We start from the raw sequence: 17,243 nt of genomic DNA, 5'->3' as shown, positions 1-17,243 counted from the left end.
CGTACGGCGGTGGAAACGCTCAGGCAGATCTGCGTTCGGATTCGGTGCTGGTGGCCGAAGCAGCGTCCGTTCCCGTGGTGATCTGTCGTGGGTCCGGCGTCGCGGCGGTCGTCGGGGGTGTCTCCGTCTCCGACTTGCCGTCGTTCTGCATCTCCTTGACCTCGCTCTTGAAGATGCGCATCGACCTGCCCAGTCCGCGCGCGGCGTCAGGAAGCTTCTTTGATCCGAAAAGGATCAGAAAAACGACCACCACCAGGATGATGTGCCAAGGCTGTAATGCGTTCATGGTGCGGTTACCTCTCCCAATCGAGTATGTCTGCGATGCTACCCGGAAACCGGGCAGTCGACGTGTGAGTGCCGACGCTCGGCGGTTGCTCAGCTGTACATCGCCAGCGTTGCAGCTGCCCTGGCCTGGATGTCCGCGGCCATCTCGTCGGCATTGAGCACCTTGATCTTGCCACCGAAACCGAGAACGAACCGGGTGAGCCATTCGGCTGACCCGTACGTCATCGTTGCCAGCACCGGCTGATCCGAACCGGCGATCCCGTCAGGATCGACCGGCTCGATGAGGTAATAGTCGAGAACCCAGACCACCTCCGGATCGATCTCGATCACCGCCTGCGGCAACGTGGGGTCGGATTCGAAGAGCGCAAGCGTCTGGTCGGACTCCGCGGTCGCCGGTGGCCGAGCCACCTCGTCGAGTACCGATGCCTCGTCGATCCGGTCGAACCGGAACAACCGGATACCCCCGCTGGAACGGCACCAACCCTCGAGGTATCCGCGACCGTCCACCGCCTGGATGCGGATGGGGTCGACGACCCGCTCGGTGACCTCGTCGCGGGATGCGGAGTAGTACCGCAGCCGCACGGCATGACGCCGACGAACTGCATCCCGCACGGCGATCACCGCAGGTGACTCCGCCGGATCGGAGTCAGAGGTCGGTGTCTCGGTGACGGCTTCCCCTATCGGTGTACCCATCGCATTCTCGATCTTCGCGATCGCCCGCCGCGCAGCAGCAGCATCCACCACGCCCGATGCGTCGATCAGCGAGCGCAGGGCCACCAGCAGAGGTGCGGCTTCGGCCGCGGTGAGCTTGAGCGGTCGGTCGATGCCCGCGGAGAAGGTCACCTCGACGCTGTCCTCGGTGAACGACAGATCGATGAGGTCGCCGGGCGAGTACCCCGGCAGTCCGCACATCCACAGTTGATTGAGGTCGTCCATCACCTGCTTCGGCGTCGTACCGAGATCGCGAGCCGCTTCTGCAGCGCTGACCCCAGGGTTTGCCAAGAAGTACGGCACCATTACGAGCAGGCGGGTGAGCCGACTGGTCCCCGAGCTCATGAGCTCACTCCTGCAAGGCTTTTCAGACCGTCGACCACGGTGTTGCGCAGTTCGGGGGGATCGATCACCACCGCGTCGGTTCCCGCTGCGAGAACCTGGCGGGTCAATCCGTCCACCGACCTCATCTCGATCTGGAGGACGGACCCCTGTCGGCCGTTGTGATCGCCGGGCTCCTCGCCTTTGGCCATCCGCCGCAGCCCGGCGGCTCGCTCCGCGGCGACCCACACATGGGCCGTGACCGCAGGACCCGAACGATCGACGGCCGCGCCCACGATGGCTCGCAGATCCACATCTCCGGGCCGTGCGACGTCGCCGGGTTTACCGAACGGGGAGACCGTTGCGATACGGGTCAACCGGAACGTGCGGGTCTGTCCGCGGTCGCGGTCATGGCCCACGAGATACCACCGACCCTGATGGGTGACCACTCCCCACGGTTCGACCGTGCGGGTGACGTAGGGCGCGGTACGCGATGAGCGATGCTCGAACCGCACCGGCCGGCTCTCCTCGAGAGCGGCCAGCAACGTTCCGAGGACTTCTGGCGACCCGATCCCACGAGGGGCACTCGAGTGAATTGCGGTGGCACCGGCGTCGAACGCGGATTCGGAGTCCATCTGCACACCTGCGGCCCGCAACTTCATCAGCGCGCTGTTGCTGGTGGCCGCCAATTCCGGGGTGTCCCACAGCGCGGCGGCCAGCGCGACAGCGGCGGCCTCATCGGTGTCGAGGTCGATGTCGGGTAGCTCGTAGGATTCGCGGTTGATTCGGTAACCGTCGACCGGCGAGAATCCAGAACTACGCCCCGTCTCCAGCGGGATGCCGAGATCACGCAACTCGGTCTTGTCCCGCTCGAACATCCGATTGAATGCCTCGTCGGATTTGGAGTCCTGGTATCCGGCGACACTACTGCGGATCTGGTCGGCCGAGAGGTATTGCCGGGTGGCCAGCAGACAGATGACCAGGTTCATCAATCGTTCAACCTTATTGATCGCCACCCGGACAGCTTAGTGTCGGCCTCGCTACATGGAGGCAATCAGGCGATCGACGCGCTCATCGACATTGCGGAACGGGTCCTTGCAGAGCACCGTCCGCTGCGCTTGGTCGTTCAGTTTCAGATGCACCCAGTCGACGGTGAAGTCGCGGCCGGCCTTCTGCGCGGCCGCGATGAAGTCGCCACGAAGCTTGGCACGCGTGGTCTGGGGCGGGGTGTCCACCGCCGCGGCGATGGCCTCGTCGGTGGTCACGCGCGCGGCCAGGCCCTTGCGCTGAAGCAGATCGAAGACGCCGCGACCTCGTTTGATGTCGTGGTACGCCAGGTCCAGCTGCGAGATCTTGGGATCGGACAGATCCATCGAGTAGCGGTCCTGGTAGCGCTGGAACAGCTTGCGCTTGATGACCCAGTCGACCTCGGTGTCCACCTTGGCGTAGTCCTGCTGCTCCACCGCGTCGAGCATCCGGCCCCACAGATCGACGACCTGGGTCATCTGCTGATCTGGCTTACGGGTGCGCAGGTGCTCGACGGCTCTCGCGTGGTACTCCCGCTGGATGTCGAGGGCACTGGCCTGGCGGCCGCCGGCCAGGCGAACCGGGCGACGTCCCGTGAGGTCGTGGGATACCTCGCGAATCGCCCGAATCGGGTTGTCCAAGGCGAAGTCACGGAAGGCGACGCCGGCCTCGATCATCTCGAGGACCAGAGCCGCCGACCCCACTTTGAGCATCGTGGTGGTCTCGGCCATGTTCGAATCGCCGACGATCACGTGCAGTCGGCGATACTTCTCGGCGTCGGCGTGCGGTTCGTCGCGGGTGTTGATGATCGGCCGGCTGCGGGTGGTGGCCGATGACACGCCCTCCCAGATGTGCTCGGCGCGCTGCGACAGACAGAATGTGGCCGCCTTGGGCGTTTGCAAGACTTTGCCTGCGCCGCAGATCAATTGCCGGGTGACCAGGAACGGGAGCAGGACGTCCGAGATCTTCGAGAACTCGCCGGCACGCACCACCAGATAGTTCTCGTGGCAACCGTACGAGTTGCCTGCGGAGTCGGTGTTGTTCTTGAACAGGTAGATGTCCCCACCGATACCCTCGTCGGCCAATCGACGTTCGGCGTCGATGAGCAGATCTTCGAGTACGAGTTCGCCCGCACGGTCGTGCTCGATCAGTTGCTGCAGGTTGTCGCACTCGGCAGTCGCGTATTCGGGGTGCGAACCGACATCGAGGTAGAGCCGTGCCCCGTTCTGCAGGAACACGTTCGATGAACGGCCCCACGACACCACCCGGCGGAACAGATACCGAGCGACTTCATCGGGACTGAGCCGGCGGTGCCCATGAAAAGTACATGTGACACCGAATTCGGTTTCGATACCCATAATTCGTCGCTGCACGATTTCAACCCTACCGCCGAGTGTCCGAGTGGGTACGGATTCAGCTTTCGGTTCCATTGGAGCCACCGGCACCGGTCGCGCCGTCGGCGCCATCGGAGTCGGTGGAAGGACGTTCTGGCAACAGGTCCACCAAGGCGGTTCCCGTCAGCCGTCGGAACGCTCGTCGAGGGCGTCCGTGATCCAGAATTGCCACCTCGAGGTCGCCCGGTTCGAGCTTGCGCGGTTCGGCGGCGACTGTGGTGCTCGAGCCCGATCCGGTGCTCGAACCGTTGGGCGCAGGCGGGGTTTCGAGCGCCTTGATCGCCGAGGCCAACGCGCCTCGTAGATCGGCGTTCCCGTCGTAGGCGTCCTTCATGGACGCCGAGATCGCCTCGGTGGCGCCACCCATGACCAGGAACCGCGTCTCGTCGACGATGGAGCCGTCATAGGTGATCCGGTACAGCTGGGACGGGCCCGGCTTTCCGGGCCGGCTCACCTCGGCCACACACAGCTCGACCTCAAACGGTTTCGGCTGCTCGGTGAACACCGAACCGAGTGTGTTGGCGTAGGCGTTGGCGAGCGACAACCCACTCACGTCGGCACGGTCGTAGTTGTAGCCGCGCATATCGGCGTGCTGGATACCGGCCTTGCGCAGGCTCTCGAACTCGTTGTACTTGCCGACCGCGGCAAACCCGATCCGGTCATAGATCTCGCTGACCTTGCGCAGCGTGTTGGAGGGGTTCTCGGCGACGAAGAGCACTCCGTCGGCGTAGGTCAAAGCGATGACGCTGCGGCCGCGGGCAATACCCTTGCGTGCCAGCTCTGACCGGTCACGCATGATCTGTTCGGCGCTGGCGTAATACGGGAACGTCATGACTGCGTCCCTTCGACGGCGGAGCGACGGGTGATCACCGATCGGGCCGCCTCTTCGATCTGGGCGGCGGACACCTCAGCTGCACCTTCGGCGGTCACCACCGCGGCAGTCGGGTACAGCCCCCGGACCATGTCGGGACCACCGGTGGCGGAGTCGTCGTCGGCCGCGTCGTACAGCGATTCGACAGCGATCTCGAGAGCTTGGGAGGCGGTCAGGTCATGCCGATACAGCTTCTTGATGGCCGACTTCGCGAATACCGAGCCCGACCCGATCGCCTGGAACCCGCCGTGTTCCTCGTGGCGGTCCCCCGCGACGTCGAACGAGAAAATGCGACCCGGCCGCTGTGGGTCGATCGCATCGGAGTCGTAACCGACGAGCAGAGGGATGGCTGCGAGTCCGGCCATGGCCGCCTGGAGGTTGGAGCGGACCATCGAGGCAAGTCGATTGACCTTGCCGTCGAGGGTGAGCGAGACGCCCTCGATCTTCTCGTAGTGCTCGAGTTCGACGGCGAAGAGCCGGATCATCTCCACGGCGACACCCGCTGTCCCGGCGATGCCTGCCGCCGAGTAGTCGTCGGTGATGAACACCTTGCGCATGTCGCGACTGGCGATCATGTTGCCCGCGGTGGCTCGGCGGTCGCCGGCCAACACCACGCCACCCGGATACGCGATGGCGACGATGGTGGTTCCGTGCGGGATGTTCGCAGTTACCCCCTCGGGAAACCGGTTGACCGGCAACAGGTCTGGCGCGTGGTTACGCAGGTAGTCGGAGAACGACGAGATGTCCTGACCAAGTGACTGGATTCGATCGGTCACTGGCCGCCCTTCTGCACATAGGCGCGCACAAAGTCTTCGGCGTTCTCCTCGAGCACGTCATCGATCTCGTCGAGCAGGTCGTCGGTGTCGTCGGCCAGCTTCTCGCGACGCTCTTGACCCGCGCCCGAATCCGAACCGGCATCGTTGTCGTCGTCGTTACCGCCTGAACGCTTGGTTTGCTCCTGCGCCATCGCTGCCTCCTTCAGAACACGGCCCCGCCGGGGCCGTCCGTATATTCACACTACCGTTCAAAGCCGACACCGCTCGGGATATACGAGTCGTGCCAGATCCTCAATTCGTGAGCTGCTCCACGAGTTCGGCGGCCGAGTTCACCGAATCGAGCAGTTCCCCGACGTGCGCGCGGCTGCCTCGTAGCGGCTCCAGGGTCGGGATGCGGACCAGGGACTCGCCGCCCAGATCGAAGATGACCGAATCCCAGCTGGCGGCGGCTATGTCGGCGCCGAATCGCCTGAGACATTCACCGCGGAAGTACGCACGGGTGTTCTCTGGTGGATTGCCGACGGCGTCCATCACCTGTTGCTCGGTGGTCAGCCGCTTCATCGAACCGCGCGCCACCAGTCGGTTGTAGAGGCCTTTGTCGAGACGGACGTCGGAGTACTGCAGATCGACGAGCTGCAACCGGGGTGCCGACCAGGCCAGGCCCTCACGGTTGCGGAAACCCTCCAGCAGGCGCAGTTTCGCCGGCCAGTCGAGCAGGTTTGCGCACTCCATCGGATCGCGTTCGAGCTTGTCCAGGACGTCGGCCCACGTGTCGAGTACATCTTTGGCCCTGAGGTCATCGCTGTTGTTCTTGTCGTGGAAGGCGACACAGCGCTCGTGATAGATCCGCTGGATCGCGAGCGCGGTCATCTCTCGCCCATCGGCCAGCGCGACCGTGGTCTGCAGCGTCGGGTCGTGGCTGATGACGTGTACGGCGTGGACGGGGCGGGCCAGTTCGAGGTCGCCCAGTTCGACACCGGCCTCGATCAGATCCAGTACGAGTGAGGCAGTGCCCACCTTGAGGTACGTCGCGGTCTCGGCCAGGTTCGCGTCGCCGATGATGACGTGCAGCCGGCGATAACGCTCGGGGTCGGCGTGTGGTTCGTCGCGGGTGTTGATGATGCCGCGCTTGAGGGTCGTCTCCAGACCCACCTCGACCTCGATGTAGTCGGCGCGCTGGCTCAGCTGGAACCCGGCATCGTCACCGGACTGGCCGATACCGACGCGGCCGGATCCGGTGATCACCTGCCGGGAGGCGAAGAACGGGGTGAGTCCGGTGATCACCGAGGTGAACGGCGTGGACCGGGCCATCAGGTAGTTCTCATGGGTGCCGTAGGAGGCACCCTTTCCGTCGATGTTGTTCTTGTAGAGCTGTAGTTTCGGCGCCCCTGGAACGCTGGCGACATGCCGCGCGGCTGCTTCCATCACGCGCTCCCCCGCCTTGTCCCAGATGACGGCGTCGAGTGGGTCGGTCACCTCGGGCGCCGAGTACTCCGGATGGGCGTGGTCGACGTAGAGCCGGGCGCCGTTGGTCAAGATCATGTTCGCCGCGCCGACCTCGTCGGCGTCGATGATGGGTGCCGGGCCCGAACTGCGACCGAGGTCGAAGCCGCGTGCATCGCGCAGCGGCGACTCCACCTCGTAGTCCCAGCGAGTGCGCTTGGCGCGGGGCACCCCGGCGGCCGCTGCATAGGCGAGGACCGCCTGCGTCGACGTCATGATCGGGTTGGCACCGGGATCGTTCGGAGCCGAGATTCCGTACTCGACTTCGGTTCCGATAATTCGCTGCATTCCCCGAGCGTAGCCGGGGGTCGCCGGGCCCATACCGAGCGCTCCCGTCGAATTGTCCGGCCGTCTGATGACGAGCTGATGTACACAAGTTCTCGGGGGTCGCGAACCCGCTGTCGCGTGGGTAGGGTTTGCTCGGTGAAAGCACTGCGCCACTTCACCGTCCGCGCCCACCTCCCAGAGCCCCTTTCAGCCCTCGCCGAATTGTCGACCAATCTTCGATGGTCGTGGCACCCGGCCACCCAAGATCTGTTCGCATCGATCGATGCGGATCTGTGGGCGACCGGCAAGGATCCCGTGCGGCTGCTCGCCGATGTCGGACCGCAGCGGCTGTCCGCACTTGCCGCCGACGACGGCTTTCTTCGTCGCCTCGACGAGTTGGCGTCCGATCTGCAGAACTATCTGAACCGACCGCGCTGGTTCCAGGAGCAGGTGGCCTCGGGCAATCGCTTCCCCCGCTCGATCGCCTACTTCTCGATGGAGTTCGGTGTGTCGGAAGTGCTGCCGATCTACTCCGGTGGTCTCGGCATCCTCGCGGGCGACCACCTCAAAGCCGCCTCTGACCTGGGCTTGCCGCTGATCGGGGTAGGACTGCTCTACCGCTACGGATATTTCCGTCAGTCGCTGACGTCGGACGGATGGCAGACCGAGCGCTACCCGAACCTCGATCCCCAGGGCCTACCTGTGCGAGCGGTGCTCGACGCCGAGGGCAATCCGGTAACAGTGCGGGTTCTGATGCCCGACAACCGCGTGTTGCACGCCAAGGTCTGGATTGCCGACGTGGGTCGAATCCCCCTACTGCTCCTGGATTCCGACATCCCCGACAACGACACGGATCTCCGGATGATCACCGACCGGCTCTACGGAGGCGATCAGGAACACCGGATCAATCAGGAAATCCTCGCCGGTGTCGGTGGAGTGCGCGCGGTGCGGGAGTACACCCGGATCAACACCCTGCCCGACCCCGACGTCTTCCACATGAACGAGGGACACGCGGGTTTCCTGGGCGCCGAGCGGATTCGCGAGCTGGTGAGTCCGGCCGGCGCCGGGCTCGACTTCGACACGGCCCTCACCGCGGTGCGGGCATCGACCGTGTTCACCACGCACACACCGGTTCCGGCCGGAATCGACCGGTTCCCGATCGACATGGTGCGCCGCTACTTCGGCGACGACGGCGGGCAGTCGACGTTGCTGCCCGGGATCGAGCTGGCGAGGATCCTCGAACTCGGCCGGGAGAAAGACCCGACCGTATTCAACATGGCGCACATGGGTTTACGGCTGGGCCAGCGCACCAACGGTGTGTCCAAACTCCACGGGGCGGTCAGTCGCGAGATGTTCGGTCCACTGTGGCCAGGCTTCGACGCGGCCCAGGTACCCATCGGATCGGTGACCAACGGGGTGCACGCACCCACGTGGTCGTCGCGGCGTTGGGCGGAATTGGCCACTGACGGCGAGTCAGGCGGTCTCACCGAGACCGACGCGCTTGCCGCGATGAAAGATGTTCCGGCAGAGCAGATCTGGAAGACCAGAAATGAACTGCGCACCGAGTTGATCGCCGAGGTCCGCAGGCGCCTGCGCAAGTCGGGCCTCGAGCGCGGCTACTCGGCCGCCGAGCTGGGCTGGACTGCCGGCGTGTTCTCCGCGCGAGTGCTGACCATCGGTTTCGCCCGACGGGCGGCGACATACAAGCGGCTCACCCTGATGCTGCGCGACACCGATCGCCTCAAAGCGCTGTTGCTCGACAAAGAGCGTCCGGTGCAACTCGTGGTGGCGGGCAAGGCCCATCCGGCCGACGAGGGCGGCAAGGCCCTCATCCAGAAGATCGTTCGCTTCGCCGACGCCAACGATGTGCGGCACCGGATCGTGTTCCTGCCTGACTACGACATGTCGATGGCTCGATACCTGTACGGCGGATGCGATGTGTGGCTGAACAATCCGCTACGGCCGATGGAGGCGTGCGGTACCTCTGGCATGAAGTCGGCACTCAACGGTGGGTTGAACCTGTCCATCCTCGACGGATGGTGGGATGAGATGTCCGACAACGAGAACGGATGGGCCATCCCGACAGCGGACGGCGTCACCGACGAAGTCCGGCGCGACGATCTCGAGGCAGCCGCACTGTACGAGTTGCTCGAGAACGTGGTGGTGCCCAAGTTCTATGACGTGGGGTCAGACGGGGTCCCGACCCGATGGGTGGAGATGGTTCGCCACACGTTGCATACCCTCGGGCCACAGGTCCTGGCCTCGCGAATGGTCCGCGACTACGCCGAGCAGTTCTACGCGCCGGCGGCCATCTCTGGCCACGCGGTGTCGGACAACGACTTCGCCGGGGCCCGCGAACTGTCCGGATTCCGGGCGCAGGTGGACGAGGCCTGGCCTTCGGTGAGGGTGCGCCACGTCGACACAGCCGGTTTGCCCGACACTCCCCTGCTCGGCTCGACCATGACGATCAGCGCTCATGTCGACCTCGCCGGTCTGAGTCCGGAACAGGTGCTGGTCCAGGCCGTGGTGGGTCGGGTCGATGAGGAGGAGAACTTGTCACAGGTCGTCACCACGACGATGTCGGTGAGCTCTGGTGGCAATCTGTCCGACGATTCGACGATCTTCGAGGTCGCCGTGCCACTTCCGATGACCGGACCGGTGGGATACACCGTGCGAGTGATGCCCACCCATCCCTTGCTGACCAACACTGCCGAACTCGCTAAGGTGGCCTTCGCCAATTAGGCCGCAAGGCCGCCATCGGCCGGAGAGGCTCCTTCTTCAAGACAGAGACTTCTTCTTCAAGACCAGGCGGCGGTAGGTGAACCAGGCGAGGATCAACGCGATCACCGTCATCGCCCCGTAGGCGAGGGCGGCGTTGGCAACCGTCTGGTCCCAGATGGTCTCTTTTTGTGTGGACGGCGAGGACGGTGAGACAGCGCGCAGGTCAACGGCATTCGCGGCAGCGGCGTACCCCCACCGGGCCGGGAAGATCCACGACAACTGCTCGAGGCCGACCCGCCCGGCGAGGGGGAACAACCCGCCGCAGAAGACGAGTTGCACCATCACGACCACCACGAGTGGTGGCATCGTCTGTTCACTCGACCGGACCGCCGCCGAGATGGCGAGCCCGATCAGCGTGCTGACGCATCCCAAGAAGGCGATGGCGACGAACAATTCGAGGGCACCGGCGGTGAACAGGCCAGACCCCGGAGTTCCCTTGCCCGCGTACGTGATTGCGACCATCACCGCACACTGCAGCACGGAGACGACAAAGAAGACCACGACTTTGGCCAACAGGTAGGCGCCGGGGCGAAGGCCCACTGCCCGTTCCCGGACAAAGATGGCCCGCTCCCCGACCAGGTCACGCACGGTCAGAGCCGCGCCCATGAAGCTCGCCCCGACCACCAGCACGACCAGGATCTGGACTGTCTCACCAAGACTCGTACTGCTGTTCACATCGAAGCCCGCGGTGCCGGGGATCACCAGCGACAGGAGCCCGAGCACGATCGGCAGCAGCGCCAAGAACACCAGGTAACCGGTGTCTGCCAGGATCAGCCGAACTTGTCGTCGCGATACCGTCGACGTCTGGCGCGTGACACTGGTCTGGGGCGGGCGTATCGGCGACCCGGCCCGCCGACTCGGTGGTCTGGCCGGCGGGCGTCGATTCCGGGCCCGATAGCGCTCGTGAGCGGCGTCCGGTTGCTCTGCGACGTACGCGAAGATCTCAGCCCAGTCCTCGGTGCCCATCGCCGGGCCGACTGCCCCAGGACTGCCGCAATAGGCGGTCTTCCCGCCCGGAGCGAGCAACAGCACCTGGTCACACATCGACAGGTACGTCAAGGAGTGGGTCACCACGATCACGACACGTCCGGCGTCGGCCAGTCGGCGAAGAGTCGACATGACCTGACGGTCCAGCGCGGGGTCGAGCCCAGAGGTCGGCTCGTCGAGGATGAGCAGAGAAGGGCCGGTGAGCAACTCCATCGCCACCGACGCCCGTTTCCGTTGCCCGCCGGACAGCTTGTCCACCCTGGTGTCGAGGTGCTCGATGAGCTGCAGTTCGGCCAATACGCCGTGAATGACGTTGTCGCGGTCGGCCGTGCTCATGTCCGGTGGCAATCTGAGTTCAGCTGCGTAGCGAAGCGCCTGTCGCAAGGTGAGCCGTCGATGCAGCACATCGTCCTGTGGCACCATTCCGATGCGCGTGCGCAGCGCCTCGTATTCGGCGTGCACACTGCGGCCTTCGAAGGTGACGGTTCCGGTGGACGGGTTCGCCCCGCCGGCGACGATCTTCGACACCGTCGACTTACCCGCCCCAGAAGGTCCGATGACGGCGGTGAGGCTCCCGGGCCCGGCCGCGAACTCGACTTCGTGGAGCAATTGTTTGCCGTCGATGTTCAGCCCGATCGCCTGCACGTGGAGACCGTCTGCGACCGCGGCTTGTGACTGTCCCCGGACAATCGTGCCGCCCTGGACCACGAAGTCGCTGTTCCCGATGGTGACCACGCTGCCCTCGGTGAGCAGCTGCCTGCTGATCCGCCGGCCGTCGACGTAGGTGCCGTTCACCGATCGGAGGTCCTCGATGACCAGCCCCTGCGGCGTCGCGGTCAGTTGGGCATGGCGACGCGAAGCGAGAACGTCACTGACGACGATGTCGTTGTCCGGGGTGCGGCCGATACTCATTCGTGCCGAAGCCCCGATGTCGATGGCCTCTCGCCGCCCGGAGCCGGCCTGGGGGCTGATGTGGCCGTCCGGACTGATCTGGTAGACCGCCGAGACGTTCTGATGCAGTGCCTGCAGGTGTGGCGCCGCTGAGGCCCCACTGAATCCTGGGGGTGCCGATCGCATGGGCGACGGATTCGCTCGAGGGGGTGGCTGGGCACCGCGGTGTGGAATCGGGGCCGACCGGTACTGGGCCGGCCCAGCATGTCCGCCGGAAGCCGGCTGCATCACCGCGATGTCGACCAGCGGCCCGGCCACGTTGTCGCCCACACGAATTCGATGGTTGCCCGACAGCATCATGCCGGTCAGCCGCACGCCGTCCGCGTAGAAACCGTTGGTGCTGCCCACATCGACCATTCGCCAGGCGTCGCCCGACCACTCGATGGCCAGATGGTGGCGCGAGACCATGGGGTGGACGATCGGTATGTCATTGTCCGGGGTGCGCCCGATGGTGAAGCGTCCGGCCTGTCTCAGGCGCTGCTCGGTGCCGTCTACCCAAATGCGGAGCGGCGTAGGCGATGCGTTCATTAACGCATCACTGTAGACGGCCCCGACCGCGGCGACGCGGTTCGTGCAGGCAAACGAGCATCCGCCGTCCGGAGACAGAAGAGCGGTGGGGACGAAGTCTCGACTTCGTCCCCACCGCTCCTGACTCTGCGTGAGGTGTTACAGGTACTGACCGGTGTTGGTCTCGGTGTCGATCGCCCGGCTCGCACCCGAGCTCTTGCCCGTGACCAGTGTGCGGATGTAGACGATCCGCTCACCCTTCTTGCCCGAGATCCTCGCCCAGTCGTCGGGGTTGGTGGTGTTCGGCAGGTCTTCGTTCTCAGCGAACTCGTCGAGGATGGAGTCGAACAAGTGCTGGATCCGAAGGCCTCCCTGGCCCGTCTCCAACTGCGACTTGATGGCGTACTTCTTGGCGCGGTCCACCACGTTCTGGATCATGGCTCCGGAGTTGAAGTCCTTGAAGTACATGATCTCTTTGTCGCCGTTGGCGTAAGTGACCTCCAGGAAGCGGTTGTCGTCACTCTCTGCGTACATTCTCTCGACGACACGCTCGATCATCGCCTTGACGCACGCCGCACGGTCCCCGCCGAACTCATTGATGTCGTCGGGGTGCACGGGCAGTGTCGGGACCAGGTACTTGGAGAAGATGTCTATCGCCGATTCGGCATCGGGACGCTCGATCTTGATCTTCACATCGAGGCGACCCGGACGCAGGATGGCCGGATCGATCATGTCCTCGCGGTTGGAGGCACCGATGACGATGACGTTCTCGAGCCCCTCCACACCGTCGATCTCACTGAGCAGCTGAGGCACGACTGTGGTCTCGACGTCAGAGGAGACGCCGGAACCGCGGGTACGGAAGATCGAGTCCATCTCGTCGAAGAAGACGATGACCGGGGTGCCCTCGGACGCCTTCTCGCGAGCCCGCTGGAAGATCAGGCGGATGTGGCGTTCGGTCTCGCCGACGAACTTGTTGAGAAGCTCGGGACCCTTGATGTTCAGGAAGTACGACTTCGCCTCTTTGGCATCATCACCACGCGCCAGCGCGATCTTCTTGGCCAGCGAGTTGGCAACAGCCTTGGCGATGAGGGTCTTGCCGCAACCGGGAGGGCCGTAGAGCAGCACGCCCTTCGGCGGCCGCAGCGAGTACTCGCGGAACAGGTCTTTGTGCAGGAACGGCAGTTCGACGGCGTCGCGGATCTGCTCGATCTGGCGGCCGAGCCCACCGATGTCCTCGTATCCGACATCGGGCACCTCTTCCAGAACCAGGTCCTCGACCTCGGCCTTGGGAACCCGCTCGAAAGCGAAGCCGGCTTTGGTGTCGATGAGCAGGGAGTCGCCGGGGCGCAGTTTGCGATTGCCCTCGACCTCCGAGAGCACACTCTCGCTCAGCGGTTCGGCCAGCCACACCACCCGTTCCTCATCGGCGTGACCGACGACAAGCGCCCGCTGGCCGTCCTCGAGGACCTCGCGCAGGGTGCTGATCTCACCTACCGAGTCGTACGACCCGGCCTCGACGATCGTGAGGGCCTCGTTCAGACGCACGGTCTGACCGCGACGAAGCGTGTCGAGATCGATGTTGGGAGAGCACGTCAGTCGCATCTTGCGGCCCGAGGTGAAGACGTCCACCGTCGAGTCCTCGAAGATCTCGAGGAGGACGCCGTAGCCACTGGGCGGTTGGCCGAGCCGGTCCACCTCTTCGCGCAAGGCGATGAGCTGTGCCCGGGCCTCTTTGAGGGTCTCGAGCAGCTTGGCGTTGCGCGTCGTGAGCGTGTCGACACGTGCCTGCATGTCGTCGTCTCCGACTTTGCCGTACGAGCCGCCTCCTGGTGTGGGGCCGGCCCCGGTGGCAGGGCGCGAAGACGATCCCCACTCGGCATCGGTCGCGGCCGAACCTTGTGGACCGCGACTCTGCCGAGGCTCGTCGTTGCTGGAATCCGTCATTTCTGACTCCTCTCCCCGAGTCGACTCTGCGCCACCACCACGTGGTGTTTTAGCGATCGACTCGTTACCCGAGGTTACCGGCGAATCGACCGGCTTGCCTCACGCCCCGCGGCACGTGGTGTTGTAGATGTGTTAATAGTGTGTCGCCGCAAGGTTTTCCGACGCTACACCAAGCAGGTCAGCCCTTGCTGGGACGCCGATGAGGCCTGGGCGGTGCGGTACCCTCCGCCAGTCGTCGGGTGGTCACCAGAAATGCGGTGTGACCTTGCATTTTGTGTCCGGGGCGGACGGCCAGACCGACCACGTTCCAGTCGCGTACCAGTGATTCCCAGGCGCGCGGTTCGGTCCAGCACTGTTGCTCACGGATCGCCTCGACCACTCGGGACAATTGGGTCACCGTCGCCACATAAACGGTCAGCACCCCGCCCGGCTTCAGGGCTCGACGCACCGTGTCGAGCGTTTCCCACGGCGCCAGCATGTCCAGGACCACGCGGTCGACGTCGGCAGTCCCGGGGTGGTCGGACAGGTCGGCCAGGGTCAGATCCCAGTTCGGCGGTGGTCCGCCGAAGAACTCGTTGACATTGCGGACCGCATGCTCGGCGTGGTCCTCGCGCACCTCGTAGGACAGGACCCGGCCGTGCTCGCCGACAGCGCGTAGCAGCGAGCAGGTCAGGGCGCCCGACCCCGCACCCGCCTCGAGAACGGTGCACCCGGGATGGACGTCGCCCTCCATCACGATCTGTGCCGCGTCCTTGGGGTAGATGACCTGGGCACCACGAGGCATCGACAACACGTAATCGATGAGCAACGGGCGCAGCGCAAGGTACGGCGTCTGCGACGTGGACTTGACGACGATTCCCTCGTCCGACCCGATGAGGTCGTCATGCGCGATGGCGCCCTTGTGCGTGTGGAAGCTCTTGCCGGCTTCGAGCCGGACGGTGAACTTCCGGCCCTTGGCGTCGGAGAGCTGCACGCGGTCGCCGACGGCAAACGGACCTGTTGTTGACATGGGGCGGTGAGCCTTCCCTCGATGCGCGGATCTGAACCTGAGCGGCATCGGATACCCACGGACTCGAAATGATCGTTGTTGTCGTTGGTCAGGCATACCCTGCCAGGTGTGAGTCTCAGTACCGAATTGTGCCCCGACACGAGTGCAGCCGGCCGGCCGCCTCGAGGAGTGCCCACGCAGACCGGCACCACTGCCAAGGCGGTCCGGGCCCCGGCGCTCTCGCCCAGCCGTGCAGGTGACTACAAGCAGTGTCCGTTGCTCTATCGGTACCGGGCGATCGACCGACTTCCGGAGAGCCCGACCCAGGCCCAGGTCAAGGGCACCGTGGTGCATGCGGCTCTGGAAAACCTGTTCGACATGCCGGCTGGACTGCGGGTGCCCGAGTCAGCCGAGCTTCTCGTGGACGGCGCGTGGGGTGCGCTGTGCGAGGAGACGCCCGAACTACGCGACCTGGTTCCTGATGACCAGGTCGACCGGTTCCTTGCCGACGCGCACAAGCTCATCTCGACTTACTACACGCTGGAGAATCCAACCGCCTTCACACCGGAATCGTGTGAATTGCGGGTGGAGGTCGACCTGACCGAGGACGACGACGACCCCGATCGGGTGTTGTTGCGCGGCTTCGTCGACCGGATCGACGTCGCACCCGACGGCCGCGTACGAGTGGTCGACTACAAGACCGGGCGCTCCCCCGGCGAGAGTTTCGAATCACGTGCGCTGTTCCAGATGAAGTTCTACGCGCTGGCGATCTACCGGCTCCGCGGGATCGTTCCGGCCCGCCTCCAACTGCTTTACCTCGCCGATGGCCAGAGCCTGATCTACACACCCGAGAAGGCCGAGCTCGATCGATTCGCCAAGACACTCACGGCGATCTGGAAGGCCATCCTGAAAGCCGGTGCAACAGGGGACTTCCCACCGAAGCGCAGTCGGATGTGTCAGTGGTGCGACCACAAGGCCCACTGCCCGGAGTTCGGCGGGACGCTGCTTCCCTACCCCGGATGGCCGTCGTCGCCGGGTGAGACGAGCCATGCGGAGGCCGTGTCGGAGTAGGTGGTTGAATCACCCCTTGTGTCTGCGCAACCCGCCTACTTCATTCCTCTGGGCCATGACGGCGAATTCGATCATTTCGAACCCACCGAACACACGGTCAGCGTGTGGGGTGCCGATCTGCAACACGGCGGCCCACCGACCGGATTGCTGACTCGAGCACTTCTGCGTCACGAGCCGGACGCGTCACATTCGTTCACACGCATAGCAATCGACATCCTCGGTCCGGTCGGGATGACCGAGAACCGGGTGTCGACGACCGTGCTGCGGCCGGGTAGACAGATCAGTCTGCTCGCGTCAGAACTGTCGGTGAAACAACCCGACGGCAGCTTTCGGATTGCCGCGCGAGCCACCGGATGGCGCCTTGCCACGGCCGACACCGCCACGGTGGAGCATGCCGTCACGCCGGCACTGACGCCGCTTCCGGACGAGCTCGAAGGGACGATCGGCCTGGCAGGCGTAGGGCCACTCGATGCCGCGGACTGGGGTTCTGTCGGGTTCGTGGGCACGCTGGAACACCGTCTGATCGACCGAGCAGCACACGGCCCGAGTCGCGCCTGGGTCCGTCCGACCCTTCCGCTTGTCGCCGGCGAGGAGACAACCGACCTCGAGAAGTTCTTCACCGTGCTCGACGTTGCGAACGGCGTCGGATCGCGACTGGCGATCGGCGATTGGACGTTCATGAACACCGACACCACAGTCCACCTCCACCGCGCGCCGGTCGGAGACTGGACGGGTATCTCCGCCGAGATGGCTGTGGGCCCGAACGGCTATGGCGCGACGTTCGCCGATCTCTACGACACCGCTGGGCCGGTCGGGCGATCTGCGCAGACCGTACTCATCCGCCCGGTGTAGGGCGTCGA

Annotated in this window: 14 protein-coding genes; 3 read left to right on the top strand and 11 right to left on the bottom strand. The window is 64.8% G+C overall.

What is annotated here, in order from left to right; genetic code table 11:
* Positions 1 to 19: 19 nt before the first annotated feature.
* The 8 genes from tatA to dop all read right to left on the bottom strand — a co-directional run bounded on the left by tatA (position 20) and on the right by dop (position 7,175).
* On the bottom strand, positions 20 to 286 hold the full coding sequence (gene tatA, locus WIMU1_RS14325; protein ID WP_062798149.1) for a Sec-independent protein translocase subunit TatA: 267 nt from the start codon (positions 284 to 286) through the stop codon (positions 20 to 22).
* Positions 287 to 375: 89 nt separating this feature from the next.
* Positions 376 to 1,341 (bottom strand): helix-turn-helix transcriptional regulator, encoded by a 966-nt coding sequence (locus WIMU1_RS14320; RefSeq protein ID WP_062798147.1) that lies wholly within the window; start codon positions 1,339 to 1,341, stop codon positions 376 to 378.
* Positions 1,338 to 2,333, bottom strand: coding sequence for a helix-turn-helix transcriptional regulator (locus WIMU1_RS14315; protein WP_062798145.1), 996 nt, complete (start codon positions 2,331 to 2,333; stop codon positions 1,338 to 1,340). The genes WIMU1_RS14320 and WIMU1_RS14315 overlap by 4 nt, the downstream gene beginning before the upstream one ends.
* 24 nt (positions 2,334 to 2,357) lie before the next feature.
* Positions 2,358 to 3,716: a Pup--protein ligase gene (gene pafA / locus WIMU1_RS14310; protein WP_081729813.1), complete on the bottom strand. Its 1,359-nt coding sequence runs from the start codon at positions 3,714 to 3,716 to the stop codon at positions 2,358 to 2,360.
* Between the two features lie 40 nt (positions 3,717 to 3,756).
* A complete protein-coding gene (gene prcA / locus WIMU1_RS14305) occupies positions 3,757 to 4,569 on the bottom strand; it encodes a proteasome subunit alpha (RefSeq protein ID WP_062798144.1) in 813 nt (270 codons plus the stop codon).
* On the bottom strand, positions 4,566 to 5,384 hold the full coding sequence (gene prcB, locus WIMU1_RS14300; RefSeq protein ID WP_023959234.1) for a proteasome subunit beta: 819 nt from the start codon (positions 5,382 to 5,384) through the stop codon (positions 4,566 to 4,568). The genes prcA and prcB overlap by 4 nt, the downstream gene beginning before the upstream one ends.
* Complete coding sequence (locus WIMU1_RS14295; protein WP_023959236.1) at positions 5,381 to 5,575, bottom strand: ubiquitin-like protein Pup; 195 nt, start codon at positions 5,573 to 5,575, stop codon at positions 5,381 to 5,383. The genes prcB and WIMU1_RS14295 overlap by 4 nt, the downstream gene beginning before the upstream one ends.
* A 100-nt stretch (positions 5,576 to 5,675) precedes the next feature.
* Entirely contained in the window at positions 5,676 to 7,175 is a 1,500-nt protein-coding gene (gene dop, locus WIMU1_RS14290; RefSeq protein ID WP_030162955.1) for a depupylase/deamidase Dop, read from the bottom strand.
* A 135-nt stretch (positions 7,176 to 7,310) separates the two neighbouring features.
* Between dop and glgP the strand changes: the two genes are divergently transcribed.
* Positions 7,311 to 9,896, top strand: coding sequence for an alpha-glucan family phosphorylase (gene glgP, locus WIMU1_RS14285; protein WP_062798143.1), 2,586 nt, complete (start codon positions 7,311 to 7,313; stop codon positions 9,894 to 9,896).
* Positions 9,897 to 9,932: 36 nt separating this feature from the next.
* Here glgP and WIMU1_RS14280 read toward each other — a convergent pair whose 3' ends face one another.
* The 3 genes from WIMU1_RS14280 to WIMU1_RS14270 all read right to left on the bottom strand — a co-directional run bounded on the left by WIMU1_RS14280 (position 9,933) and on the right by WIMU1_RS14270 (position 15,333).
* Positions 9,933 to 12,401, bottom strand: coding sequence for an FHA domain-containing protein (locus tag WIMU1_RS14280; RefSeq protein WP_062798142.1), 2,469 nt, complete (start codon positions 12,399 to 12,401; stop codon positions 9,933 to 9,935).
* A gap of 138 nt (positions 12,402 to 12,539) precedes the next feature.
* Complete coding sequence (gene arc, locus WIMU1_RS14275) at positions 12,540 to 14,324, bottom strand: proteasome ATPase (protein ID WP_023959242.1); 1,785 nt, start codon at positions 14,322 to 14,324, stop codon at positions 12,540 to 12,542.
* 178 nt (positions 14,325 to 14,502) lie between these two features.
* Positions 14,503 to 15,333 (bottom strand): tRNA (adenine-N1)-methyltransferase, encoded by an 831-nt coding sequence (locus WIMU1_RS14270; RefSeq protein WP_030162962.1) that lies wholly within the window; start codon positions 15,331 to 15,333, stop codon positions 14,503 to 14,505.
* A gap of 108 nt (positions 15,334 to 15,441) precedes the next feature.
* On the opposite strand from WIMU1_RS14270, the gene WIMU1_RS14265 reads away from it, so the two are divergent.
* Both WIMU1_RS14265 and WIMU1_RS14260 read left to right on the top strand, forming a co-directional pair.
* Positions 15,442 to 16,383, top strand: a complete 942-nt coding sequence (locus WIMU1_RS14265; protein WP_232232751.1) for a RecB family exonuclease — start codon at positions 15,442 to 15,444, stop codon at positions 16,381 to 16,383.
* Between the two features lie 18 nt (positions 16,384 to 16,401).
* Positions 16,402 to 17,235 (top strand): thioesterase family protein, encoded by an 834-nt coding sequence (locus WIMU1_RS14260; protein ID WP_245969019.1) that lies wholly within the window; start codon positions 16,402 to 16,404, stop codon positions 17,233 to 17,235.
* Positions 17,236 to 17,243: the final 8 nt, after the last annotated feature.

The organism is Williamsia muralis NBRC 105860 (assembly GCF_001598915.1).
Classification (GTDB): Bacteria; Actinomycetota; Actinomycetes; order Mycobacteriales; family Mycobacteriaceae; genus Williamsia; species Williamsia muralis.
The sequence above is the reverse complement of the archived record's forward strand: the minus strand, read 5'-3'. Positions and strand labels throughout refer to the sequence as shown.

Excerpts from the sequence above, each read along its gene's own strand:
- tatA (WP_062798149.1), bottom strand. The coding sequence starts at position 286 with ATGAACGCATTACAGCCTTGGCACATCATCCTGGTGGTGGTCGTTTTT.
- WIMU1_RS14320 (WP_062798147.1), bottom strand. The coding sequence starts at position 1,341 with ATGAGCTCGGGGACCAGTCGGCTCACCCGCCTGCTCGTAATGGTGCCG.
- prcA (WP_062798144.1), bottom strand. The coding sequence starts at position 4,569 with ATGACGTTCCCGTATTACGCCAGCGCCGAACAGATCATGCGTGACCGG.
- WIMU1_RS14295 (WP_023959236.1), bottom strand. The coding sequence starts at position 5,575 with ATGGCGCAGGAGCAAACCAAGCGTTCAGGCGGTAACGACGACGACAAC.
- dop (WP_030162955.1), bottom strand. The coding sequence starts at position 7,175 with ATGCAGCGAATTATCGGAACCGAAGTCGAGTACGGAATCTCGGCTCCG.
- WIMU1_RS14280 (WP_062798142.1), bottom strand. The coding sequence starts at position 12,401 with ATGAACGCATCGCCTACGCCGCTCCGCATTTGGGTAGACGGCACCGAG.
- arc (WP_023959242.1), bottom strand. The coding sequence starts at position 14,324 with ATGACGGATTCCAGCAACGACGAGCCTCGGCAGAGTCGCGGTCCACAA.
- WIMU1_RS14270 (WP_030162962.1), bottom strand. The coding sequence starts at position 15,333 with ATGTCAACAACAGGTCCGTTTGCCGTCGGCGACCGCGTGCAGCTCTCC.